Here is an 11,834-nt window from a genome sequence, read left to right as displayed (position 1 = left end):
AATTGTAAAAGCTTGCTGAAGGACGTTTTATATTTTTGATCAGAATGGTCTTATGGATTTGAATGTCAATTATAATGACGGTTGCTGATAAGACCTATTTTTTTTTCACTAACGGATGGTTCGTCTCATTTCTCACCACTTCAAAATGAGGCAGGTCATCAAATAATTTTGATAGAGTGGAATACCCATAGGTTCTGGAGTCAAAACTGGGATCGATCTTTCTGATATTGGTACCTAGGGTAGAAATAAAAGCCATATCATTTTCATTGGCAGAAATTTCAAATGCTTTTGCGATAGTTTCCTCGTCCTTCCTGGATAAAAAACTTTGAAATTCAGGGATTTTAGGAGTAACAGCTTCTTTTTTTACAGGATCTTTACTTTTGTTTTCTTTGACCTTTTGGTTTTCAGCTTTTGATTCCTTTTTTATTTTAGGGGTGATATTTTCAGTATAAGTAAATATATCGCAGGATTTCACAAAAGCTTCAGGCGTTTTTTTCTCTCCGATACCCATGACAAAAAGGCCTTCCTCACGGATCCTTTTGGCCAGACCGGTATAGTCGCTGTCACTTGATACGATACAGAAGCCTTCAACACTTTTCCCGTGCAAAATATCCATAGCATCAATAATCATGGCTCCATCCGTTGAATTTTTCCCGCTGGTATATGAGAATTTTTGAATAGGATTGATGGAATAGAGATTGACAAGATCTTTCCAGGAATTCATACTTTGGGAGGTCCAGTCTCCATAAATCCTCCTGATCGTAGCTTTGCCGTATTTTGAAACCTCTTCAATGGTTTCTTTTAACAATTTAGCCTGAGCATTGTCACCATCAATAAGAATAGCAATATTAAATTTTTTGTCACTCATAGTTTAGCGTGTTGGATGAAAAGTAATTATTCATGTTAATTAATTTATGGCAGGAATAATTTTAAAAATTAATATACTTAAATTTAATGAGATGACCGGACTTATTCCTTTTTTTTTTGATTCTGGTTAGTTTTAAGATGATTATGAATGAAAATTAAATAAGGCTAAAATTTAAAATCCCTAACTTTGTTTACTAATATCTACCTTTCAATGCAGAATAAGCTAAAGATCATCAACGACCCCGTTCATGGTTTCATCAGAATCCCACACGAAATTTTATTTGACGTCATAGAACATCCCTATTTTCAAAGATTGAGAAGGATAGGTCAGACTGGACTTTTGAATCTCATCTTTCCGGGAGCTACGCATACAAGATTTCATCATGCACTGGGAGCAATGCATCTGATGTTTACCGCATTGGAAACCCTGCGTCAGAAAGGAATTAAGATCACCGAAGAGGAAGAAAAAGGGGCTATGCTTGCGATTCTGATGCACGATATCGGACACGGACCGTTTTCCCACGCTCTGGAAAATATGCTGATGGACGACTGGCACCACGAAAAACTTTCGCTGTTACTGATGAATAAATTAAATGAAGAATTTGGAGGGCAGCTTTCTGTAGCGATCGAAATGTTTCAGGGGAAATACCATAGAAAATTTTTCAACCAGCTTATTTCTTCGCAGCTTGATGTTGACAGACTGGATTATTTAAATAGAGACAGTTTTTTTACAGGTGTTTCAGAAGGAAATATTAATACCCAGAGAATTATTTCCATGATGAATGTCTGCAGTGAAGGCGAATTGGTCATTGATGCTAAAGGCGTTTATTCTATTGAAAATTTTCTGACGGCCAGAATGTTTATGTACTGGCAGGTGTATTATCATAAAACATCGGCACTGGCTGAGTTTCTTTTGGTTAAGATCTTGGAGAGAGCAAAATATCTGGTTTCGCAGGGTATGGATCTGCCGGCAGGGGAGAATCTGAAGTATTTTCTGCACCGCGCAAAAAGTTCAGCGACTGATGAGGATATTTATCGGTTTAACCAGCTTGATGATAATGATATAATTCATGCCATGAAATCCTGGCAGACTTCTGACGACTTTATCCTTTCCTATTGGTGTAAGTGCGTCATTCAGCGAAATCTTCCCAAAACGGTAATTTCAACGCGTCCTTTTGATCCGGAATTTATTGAAGAAAAAATAAAAAAGACCAATGAATTTTTCGGAATCGATAATGGAAAGGAGCTTGTGCATGAGATAAAAAGAAAATTACTGCCGTATGATACCGAAAAGCAGCCGATTTACCTTCTTCAGAAAGATGGTAAAAAGATAAGGCTGGAAGAGTCCCAGGACCAGCTGCTGTCGGGGCTTATGGTCCATAAGACGGCCAGGTATATTCTCACATTTCCAAGGGATATTTCCAACATAATTTCTTAAATAGTATTAAAATTCACGTTCCTAAAATCAAAAAATGTTTGCGAATTACAGAATTTCTTATCTTTGCAGAATATGGAATTTACAGCTTCGCAAATTGCAAGTTTTATTGACGGACAAATAATAGGCGACGAAAGTACGGTTATTACTGGGGTTTCACCAATTGAGAATGGTGAATCAGGGCATCTTTCTTTTATAGCACAAGATCGATTTTCACATTTTTTAGATACCTCAAAATGCTCCGTTATTATTGTTTCGGAAAAACTTATAGATAAAGTTAATTATAATCCTACCTTAATTGTTGTAAAGGATGCCTATCTTTCTTTCCAGATCTTAATGAATCTGTATCAGGAAATGCAGGGAAGAAAAGAGGGAATCGAAACCGGTTCCTCTATTCATGAAACTGCTGTGATCGGTGATAAAGCGTACATCGGGGCATTTACTTATGTTTCGGAGAAAGCTAAGATCGGAGAAGGGGCGCAGATTTATCCGCATGTGTATATCGGTAAGGGAGTAAAGATCGGTAAAAATTGTAAAATTGACAGTGGTGCCAGAATTTATGACTATTGTATTATCGGGGATAATTGTGTGATCCATTCCAATACGGTTGTGGGTGGCGACGGATTCGGTTTTCAGCCCACCGCTGAAGGATTCAAAAAGATTCCTCAGCTAGGTAATGTGATCATTGAAGACGATGTGGAAATCGGTTCAAACTGTAGCATCGACAGAGCTACTATTGGTTCCACCATCATCGGAAAAGGAACGAAGATCGATAATCTGATTCAGATCGCTCATAATGTGAAGATCGGTCAGAACAACGTTATTGCAGCACAGGCCGGAATCGCAGGTTCTACAACCATCGGAGACTGGAACCAGATTGGAGGACAGGTAGGAGTGGTAGGCCATATCAAAATTGGCAACCAGGTGAAAATTCAGGCTCAAAGTGGGGTGAATTCAAGCGTGAATGATAAAGAGACGCTGTACGGATCTCCCGCGATCAGCTACAATGACTATCTTAGAAACTATGTTCATTTCAGAAATTTCACTGAAATTGTACGAAGAATAAATAATCTTGAGGATACCTCAAAAGATAAAACTAATGAGTGATATGCAAAAAACACTCCAGGAAGAAGTAACGCTTTCTGGAATTGGCCTTCATACTGGTAAAGAAGTAAAACTTACCATTAAACCTGCTAAAGAAAATACCGGTTTTGTGTTCGTAAGAACAGATCTGGAGGGACATCCTCAGGTAGAAGCTGACGTTAATTATGTAGTAGCAACAGAAAGAGGAACAACATTAGAAAAACTGGGCGTAAAAATTACTACGTGTGAACACCTTTTGGCTGCGCTGGTAGGTTGTGATGTAGATAACGCTATTCTGGAAATGGATGCCTCAGAGCCTCCCATTTTAGATGGATCATCAAAATTCTTTGTTGAGGCTATTGAAAGTGTAGGCATCGTAGAGCAGAATATAGCCAGAGAATACCTGGTGATCAAAGAAGTTTTGAGCTATGCAGACCCTGCATCCGGATCAGAAATTACGATTATTCCTTCAGATACTTATGAAGTGACTACCATGGTAGATTTTGGAACCAAAGTATTGGGAACTCAGAATGCCACTCTTAAAAATATTTCAGAATTTAAAGACGAAATTTCTTCTGCAAGAACATTCAGCTTTTTACATGAGCTGGAAATGTTGCTGGATCACGGATTGATCAGAGGAGGAGATATCTCCAATGCGATTGTCTACGTAGACAAGGATCTTACACCTGAAACTACAGAAAAATTGAAAAAAGCCTTCGGGAAAGACAATGTTTCAATCAGACCGAACGGTATTCTGGACAATCTTACATTAAACTATCCGAACGAAGCGGCGAGACATAAATTACTTGATGTAATTGGTGACCTTGCTTTAGCCGGTGTAAAAATAAAAGGTAAAGTCATTGCAAACAAACCGGGACACTTTGTGAACACCCAGTTTGCAAAAAAACTGAACCGTCAGTGGAAACTTCAGAAAAAGAAAAACGTGCCCGATTTTGACCTTACCAAAGAACCTGTATTTGATATCAACGGAATTATGCGTCTTATGCCGCACAGACCTCCGTTCTTACTGATCGATAAAGTTCTTGAACTTTCAGATTCTCATGTAGTAGGTCTGAAAAATGTGACCATGAATGAGCCTTTCTTCGTGGGACATTTCCCTAAAGAGCCTGTAATGCCTGGAGTTCTTCAGGTAGAAGCTTTGGCACAGACGGGAGGTATCCTTGTATTGGCAAGTGTTCCGGATCCGGAAAATTATTCTACTTATTTTATCAAAATTGATAAAGTGAAATTCAAGAAAAAAGTAGTTCCTGGTGATACTATTATTTTCAAAATTGAATTGATAGAGCCCATCCGAAGAGGTATCGTACATATGCAGGGATATGGATATGTAGCCGGTACAGTGGTTGTAGAAGCAGAGTTAATGGCTCAAGTTGCAAAAAATAAAGTTGATTAAATGATTCATCAATTAGCCGCCGTAGATAAACGCGCAAAAATCAGCAAAAATGTTATTGTAGAACCTTTTACTACAATTGCAGGGGACGTGGAAATAGGAGAAGGAACCTGGATCGGACCGAATGTGACCATCATGGATGGAGCAAGAATTGGAAAGGATTGTAAAATTTTTCCGGGAACTGTAATTTCTGCGATCCCACAGGATCTTAAATTTGACGGTGAAGATACACACACCATTATTGGAGACAGTACTACCTTAAGAGAATGTGTCACGGTCAACAGAGGAACCAAAGCGTTAGGATTTACCAGAGTCGGCAGCAACTGCCTTATTATGGCAACTTCTCACATCGCACACGACTGTATTATCGGAGATAATGTGATCATCGCTAACGGATGTGGTATTGCAGGACACGTAGAAATAGGTGATTTTACCGTAATGGGAGGATTATCTGCAGTACAGCAGTTTGGTAAGATCGGAAAACACACCATGATTTCCGGAGGATCTCTGATCAGAAAAGATATTCCACCTTACGTAAAAGTTGCAAGAGACCCGATTTCTTACGCAGGAATCAATTCTGTAGGATTAAGAAGAAGAGGATTCTCTAATGAGAAAATCTTTGAAATCCAGAAAATCTACAGAGCAATCTTCCAGATGAAGATGAACGTTTCCCAGGCTTTGGCATTTATTGAAAAAGAAATGCTTCCGACTGCTGAAAGAGATGAAATTCTTCAGTTTATCCAAAACTCTCCAAGAGGTATTGTGAAAGGATACGGAACTACTAAGGAAAGCAATTAGAAATTAATCATAACTGCATACAAATGAAAAAATTATTTTTAACCCTACTATTTTTCTCTTCATTCTCAGTGATATGGGGACAGGAGAAAGTAAGCTCGAAAGTTGAAAGCAAGCCTTCAAGGCCGATTATTGAAAGAAATACTACGCAGCAGAATGATAGTATAGCTAAAAATAATGTTGGAACTTTCATGCAGAAAAGTAAGTATAATGAATCATTTTTGAATAAAAATCAAAATAATTCTCAAGTTCAGATCAATGCTAACCAGCTGCAACAAAATAATCTGAATTTTAATAATACAAGCAACGGATCATTTATTTCTCCATCAGGAAAAGTGGTGAACCCAACGGGAACGGCTACAGGTAAAGGTTCTATGCAGGTAGGATTACCAATTTTTAAAACAAAATAAAAAAAAGATAACATACATTAATGGCAACAAGTAACGATATAAGAAAAGGACTTTGCATCGAATTTAGCAATGACATTTTCAAAGTAGTTGAATTTATGCACGTAAAGCCAGGGAAAGGACCTGCTTTCGTAAGAACAAAACTAAAATCGGTAACCAACGGAAAAGTACTTGATAATACTTTTTCTGCAGGACACAAGATTGATGAAGTAAAAGTGATCACCAGAAAGTTTCAGTATCTTTACGATGATGAGAATGGTTTCCACTTCATGAATAATGATGATTTCTCTCAATTGTATCTTGATAAAGAGATGATCGAAAACGCTCAGTTTATGAAAGCTGGTGAAGAAGTAACGATTATTTTGAAAGAAATTGATGAAACTCCACTTTCTGCAGAACTTCCTCAGTCAGTTTATCTGGAAGTAATTGAAGCTGATCCGGGCATAAAAGGAAATACAGCTACTAATGCTCTTAAAAACGCAATCGTTGAAACAGGAGCCAGAGTAAATGTACCTTTGTTCATCGAGCCAGGTGATAAAATCAAAGTAAATACGGAAGACGGTAGCTACTTAGAAAGAGTAAAATAATCATAAAATTTACATAAATTCGGTTTGCACTAGCATTCCGAATTTTGTTTTTATAAGAAAATCAATTGTTATGAGATTCCATTCTCCGCAAAAGCTCAAAACTATTGCCGATTTAATAGGCTCGGAATTTGTTGGCCCCGAAGACTTTGAAGTATTGGGAACCAATGAGATTCATATGATAAAACCAGGTGAAATCGTTTTTGTCAACCATCCGAAATATTACGATAAAGCGCTGAATTCAGCCGCTACGATCATCTTGATCGACAAAAAGGTAGAATGTCCGGAAGGAAAAGCCCTTTTGGTTTCTGATGATCCTTTCAGAGACTTCAATAAAATCAATACTCACTTTACGAGAATATATAATTTCACGGAAGAACTTCACGATGCTGAAATAGGCGAGGGAACAAGGATCCACTCTACGGCAGTCATTGGAAATAATGTGAAGATCGGAAAAAACAGTCTTATCTTCCCTAATGTTGTGATTGGCGACAGAACTGAAATCGGGGATAATGTCATCATCCAGTCCGGAACAGTATTGGGAGGTGACGCTTTCTATTACAGAAAACTGAACGGAAATTTTGACCGTCTGATCTCTGTAGGAAACGTCATTATTGAAAACAATGTAGAGATCGGAAACAACTGTACCATCGATAGAGGCGTGACGGATTCCACGGTCATCGGGGAAGGATCTGTTTTGGATAATCAAATCCAAATCGGACACGACACCGTAATCGGGAAAAAATGCCTGATCGCTTCACAGGTCGGAATCGCAGGATGCTGTGTCATTGGAGATGAGGTGACGCTTTGGGGTCAGGTGGGTATTGCTTCCGGGAACACAATTGAAGGAGGATCTGTCCTTCTGGGTAAAACAGGCGTGAACAGAGATCTTAAAAAAGGAACCTACATAGGGATGTTTGCAGAAGATTTTAAAGGCTATCTGAAAAAAGAAGTAAAGCTGAGAAATCTCAAATAAACTATTCTCTTGGTTTTGTATGAAATCAAAGAAAAATAAGTAAATTTGTGAGCATTAATAAAATATTTAAATAAATTAAAACATCAATAAAATGTCAATTTTAGTAAACAAAGATTCTAAAGTAATTGTACAAGGATTTACAGGGAACGAAGGTACTTTCCACGCAGGTCAGATGATTGAATACGGAACCAACGTAGTAGGAGGGGTAACTCCAGGAAAAGGAGGATCTGAGCACTTAGGGAAACCTGTATTTAATACAGTAGCAGACGCTGTAGAAAAAGCCGGAGCTAACGTAAGTATCATTTTCGTACCACCTGCATTCGCTGCTGATGCGATCATGGAAGCTGCTGAAGCAGGGATCAAAGTTATCGTATGTATTACTGAAGGTATTCCTGTAGCGGATATGGTGAAAGTAAAATCTTACATCGCTGACAGAGACTGTAGATTAATCGGTCCAAACTGTCCGGGAATCATTACTTCTGAAGAAGCTAAAATTGGTATCATGCCAGGATTCGTTTTCAAAAAAGGTAAAGTAGGTATCGTTTCAAAATCAGGTACGCTTACTTACGAAGCTGCTGATCAGGTAGTAAAAGCCGGTTACGGTGTTTCTACAGCAATCGGTATCGGTGGTGACCCAATCATTGGAACGACGACAAGAGAAGCTCTTGAATTATTCATCAACGACCCTGAAACTGAAGCAGTAGTAATGATCGGAGAAATCGGTGGTGGTCTTGAGGCTGAAGCTGCAAGATGGTACAAAGCTAGCGGATCTACTAAACCGGTTGTAGGATTTATCGCTGGACAAACTGCTCCTAAGGGAAGAACTATGGGACACGCTGGTGCTATCGTAGGAGGTGATGAAGATACTGCTCAGGCTAAAATGCAGATCATGAGAGAGAACGGAATCAACGTGGTAGATTCTCCTGCTGATATCGGAGTTACCGTTGCTAAAGTTCTTGGATAATAGCTATACAAAACAAAACATATGAAAAAACTTTTATTAACCTCAGCATTGACCCTTTCAACCCTGTCCTTCGCCCAGATCGACTTTAAAAGTACAAGATTTGGTCTAACGGCAGGAGGTAACTATTCCAGAGTAAGAAATGCCCATAATCCTTCTGGTCCGAAATACGCGTTTCAGGGTGGAGCTTTAGCTCTTATCCCGATCGGAAAATCGAATCAGTTTTATTTACAGCCGGAGGTCGTGTACTATGGTGCAGGAGAAACGGGGAAAGATAAAGATGCTAAAGGAAAAGACGGTTATGATGCAGTATATGGTAACAACTATCTGAGTGTGCCCATCTATTTTAAAGGATATTTTTCTGAGGCTGAATCAGAATTCTTTGGAATGATTGGACCAAGATTTAACTTCCTGATGAGTCAGAATGTTAAAAATGCACCGGTAGGCAGACCTTATTATGACCCGGATTATGTTATTACAGACTCTGCATATCCAGCAGGAGTTAGCGGAAAAGCAGCAAGCTTTAATTTCGCCCTTGGATTAGGAGTAGGTTATAGCTACAAAAGACAGCTGGAATTAGCTCTTAAATATGACCTAGGTCTTTCAGATACTTATCCTGATCTTGCCAAAGAAAAAGGAGGGAGTAACAAAGGCAAGTCTGAGCAGGTGATCAGCCTAAGCTTAAGTTATATCTTCAAATAGAATAATAAGTTATTCAGACATAAAAAATCCCGGAAATCAATTTCCGGGATTTTTGTGTTATATGACAAAAATTTGTCAGTAAATCTATTTCTAGTGGTCTAGGAAGCTGTAGCGTTAAAAAAATTAAATCTTGATCCGTTAAAAAATTACCACTGTTTGAGTGCGGGTAGAATATTGAATTGAAGAAGCAATAGTAAATCCGCACGAGTTTGGGAATTTTAGGAGCAAGTTTTAATTTTTAGCGGAAGATTCCAGCCTTGAATTTTTGGTTCATTTTGTTTCAAGACAAAAGAACTTTTAGACTTATCCTCTTATCCATTTCCAGATCTCCTTCAAGGTCGCCTTATTCCCATACATTAAGATCCCCACACGGTAAATCTTTCCGGCCAGGAATATCATTAAAATAGTGGTCCCCAGTAATAAAGTAATAGATAATGCAATCTGCCACGCCGGAACCCCGAAAGGTATTCTGGCGATCATGGCAACCGGTGAAGTGAACGGGATAATAGACAGCCAGAAGCCCAAAGGACCGTCAGGATTGTTCATCAGTGAAAAACTTCCATACATCCCTAAACTAAGCGGTAGAATTGCAAATAAGGTGAATTGCTGTGTCTCTGTTTCATTATCCACGGCAGAACCGATGGCTGCATAAATTGAGCTGTAGAAAATATAGCCCAAAAGGAAAAATACAATGAATACAAAGATGATCAGCGGGAAATTCAGTTCCAAAAGGCTGTGAGAAATCTGTGTAGCGATCTGTGCGATATCAAGCTTGCTTGCCAGTGCCTCATTGCCTCCGGGAATATTTTTCTGAAAAGAAGCAAAGCCGGTATTCAGAACCAAAGCCCCTACTACAGACATTGAGATCCAGATCACAAACTGAGTCAGAGCTACCAGTGTTACACCTAATATTTTACCCATCATCAGTTCAAAAGGTTTAACAGATGAAATGATAATCTCTACCACACGGTTGTTCTTCTCCTCAAGAACGCTTCTCATTACTCTTACTCCATAAATGATGATGAACATAAACGTCACATACATAAGAAGGATGCTTAAGCCACTTTTTACGCCGAAAGCAAGGTCAGAGTCTTCCTTATTGTTATTGGAAACATTAATGGTTTTTAACGTAAAGCTTTTATCAAGACTGTTTAGCTGGGATTCTTCAATACCGAGCTGTTTGATTTTTTCTTTTTTGATGACATCCGTGATATCCGAAACGATTTTCTGTTTCGTATCAAAGCCCATCTTGGCATTGACGATTAGTCTAGTGCTGTTTTCAAGGTTGGCGTAATCATGATCTTTAAGTTCAGGAAGGATCAGAATGCCATCCAGCGATTCATTGTCTTTAAGATTATTGATTTTTGCTTTCTCATCTGCTGCGGAAACAAATACATAATTCAGTTTGTCATTCGATTTCAGCTGATCTTTAAAAAGCCCGCTTTTATCCACCACTTCAATAATGCTGTGAGATTCATTGGCTTTAAACATCAGCCCGATTACCGCTCCAAAACCAACCAGTAAAAGAGGAGCGAGCAGCGTTAATATAATGAAGGATTTTTTCTTAACCTGCGTAAGAAATTCCCTTTTTGTAATTAAATAAATATTGTTCATAAAAATTAAGAATGGTTACTTACGGCATTAATAAACACTTCATTCATGCTCGGAATTCTTTCGTCGAATGATCTTACTTTTCCTATGTTCACAAGATCCAGCAGGATGTCATTCTGTCCGCTTTCATTTTTCAGATCAAAAGAAATAAGATTATTTTCATTGGTGAAATTAAAGATCTCATGAGTGGCTTTGAAGCTGTTAAACTGAGCTTCATCCACCTCAGAAATAGTAACTCCGAAAATATTCTTCTTAAACTTTTCTCTTACGTCAAAAACCCTTCCGTCAATAATCTTCTTGGAATTATTGATCAGTGCTACATAATCACACATTTCCTCAACACTTTCCATTCTGTGGGTAGAAAGGATGATCGTGGTTCCGTTATTTTTAAGATCGATGATCTGGTCTTTAATCAAATTGGCGTTCACCGGGTCAAAACCTGAAAAAGGTTCATCAAGGATCAACAGGTGCGGACGGTGAAGAACAGTTACCACGAACTGGATCTTCTGGGCCATTCCTTTTGAAAGCTCAGACAGTTTCTTTTTCCACCATTGGTCGATGTTCAGTTTCTCAAACCATTTTTTGGCTTCATTCAAAGCATCATTTTTGGTCATTCCTTTCAGTTCCCCGAAATAAAGAATCTGATCACCCACACTCATATTTTTGTACAGACCTCTTTCTTCTGGCATATAGCCGATATCTCTGATGTGCGTTGGATTAAGCTTATTACCGTTGATGAATACATCTCCGGAATCTGCCTGGGTAATCTGGTTGATGATACGGATAAAAGAAGTTTTTCCGGCTCCGTTCGGCCCTAGAAGACCATAAATACTGCCCTGAGGTACATGGATGCTGAAATCATCCAATGCCACTTTCTTCCCGGCGCTATAGGTCTTTCTGATATGTTCAGCTTTAAGCATTCAATTGTTTTTATAATGAGTATAAAAAAGTCCCTAAATTTACGGAAATATTAGGGGAGAACGGAGGTAAAAGAAAAAATCC

General features: G+C 38.5%; 12 protein-coding genes. 9 read left to right on the top strand and 3 right to left on the bottom strand.

All coding sequences use genetic code 11. The features are described 5' to 3' along the window. Positions 1-94: 94 nt before the first annotated feature. Positions 95-868 (bottom strand): NYN domain-containing protein, encoded by a 774-nt coding sequence (locus tag LC419_RS03805; protein ID WP_223606096.1) that lies wholly within the window; start codon positions 866-868, stop codon positions 95-97. A 210-nt stretch (positions 869-1,078) separates the two neighbouring features. Between LC419_RS03805 and LC419_RS03800 the strand changes: the two genes are divergently transcribed. From LC419_RS03800 to LC419_RS03760, 9 genes are all read left to right on the top strand, one after another. Then, positions 1,079-2,305, top strand: a complete 1,227-nt coding sequence (locus LC419_RS03800; protein WP_223606095.1) for an HD domain-containing protein — start codon at positions 1,079-1,081, stop codon at positions 2,303-2,305. 72 nt (positions 2,306-2,377) lie between these two features. Then, positions 2,378-3,409: a UDP-3-O-(3-hydroxymyristoyl)glucosamine N-acyltransferase gene (gene lpxD / locus LC419_RS03795; protein ID WP_034729171.1), complete on the top strand. Its 1,032-nt coding sequence runs from the start codon at positions 2,378-2,380 to the stop codon at positions 3,407-3,409. Further along, positions 3,402-4,799, top strand: a complete 1,398-nt coding sequence (locus LC419_RS03790) for a bifunctional UDP-3-O-[3-hydroxymyristoyl] N-acetylglucosamine deacetylase/3-hydroxyacyl-ACP dehydratase (protein WP_223606094.1) — start codon at positions 3,402-3,404, stop codon at positions 4,797-4,799. The genes lpxD and LC419_RS03790 overlap by 8 nt, the downstream gene beginning before the upstream one ends. Further along, on the top strand, positions 4,800-5,594 hold the full coding sequence (gene lpxA, locus LC419_RS03785; RefSeq protein WP_223606093.1) for an acyl-ACP--UDP-N-acetylglucosamine O-acyltransferase: 795 nt from the start codon (positions 4,800-4,802) through the stop codon (positions 5,592-5,594). A 23-nt stretch (positions 5,595-5,617) separates the two neighbouring features. Continuing rightward, positions 5,618-6,001, top strand: coding sequence for a hypothetical protein (locus LC419_RS03780; protein WP_223606092.1), 384 nt, complete (start codon positions 5,618-5,620; stop codon positions 5,999-6,001). Positions 6,002-6,021: 20 nt separating this feature from the next. Further along, positions 6,022-6,585, top strand: coding sequence for an elongation factor P (gene efp, locus LC419_RS03775; RefSeq protein WP_223606091.1), 564 nt, complete (start codon positions 6,022-6,024; stop codon positions 6,583-6,585). 70 nt (positions 6,586-6,655) lie between these two features. Beyond that, positions 6,656-7,558 carry an LpxD N-terminal domain-containing protein gene (locus tag LC419_RS03770; RefSeq protein WP_223606090.1) on the top strand — a complete coding sequence of 301 codons (903 nt, stop codon included), beginning with the start codon at positions 6,656-6,658 and terminating at the stop codon, positions 7,556-7,558. A 91-nt stretch (positions 7,559-7,649) separates the two neighbouring features. Further along, positions 7,650-8,522: a succinate--CoA ligase subunit alpha gene (gene sucD / locus LC419_RS03765; protein WP_034704619.1), complete on the top strand. Its 873-nt coding sequence runs from the start codon at positions 7,650-7,652 to the stop codon at positions 8,520-8,522. A 21-nt stretch (positions 8,523-8,543) separates the two neighbouring features. Then, positions 8,544-9,221, top strand: coding sequence for a porin family protein (locus LC419_RS03760; RefSeq protein ID WP_223606089.1), 678 nt, complete (start codon positions 8,544-8,546; stop codon positions 9,219-9,221). A gap of 303 nt (positions 9,222-9,524) precedes the next feature. On the opposite strand, the gene LC419_RS03755 is transcribed toward LC419_RS03760, so the two are convergent. After that, on the bottom strand, positions 9,525-10,835 hold the full coding sequence (locus LC419_RS03755) for an ABC transporter permease (RefSeq protein WP_223606088.1): 1,311 nt from the start codon (positions 10,833-10,835) through the stop codon (positions 9,525-9,527). Between the two features lie 5 nt (positions 10,836-10,840). Then, positions 10,841-11,752 carry an ABC transporter ATP-binding protein gene (locus LC419_RS03750; protein ID WP_223606087.1) on the bottom strand — a complete coding sequence of 304 codons (912 nt, stop codon included), beginning with the start codon at positions 11,750-11,752 and terminating at the stop codon, positions 10,841-10,843. Positions 11,753-11,834 lie beyond the last annotated feature (82 nt).

This window comes from Chryseobacterium sp. OSA05B (genome assembly GCF_019970065.1).
Taxonomy (GTDB): domain Bacteria; phylum Bacteroidota; class Bacteroidia; order Flavobacteriales; family Weeksellaceae; genus Chryseobacterium.
The sequence above is the reverse complement of the archived record's forward strand: the minus strand, read 5'-3'. Positions and strand labels throughout refer to the sequence as shown.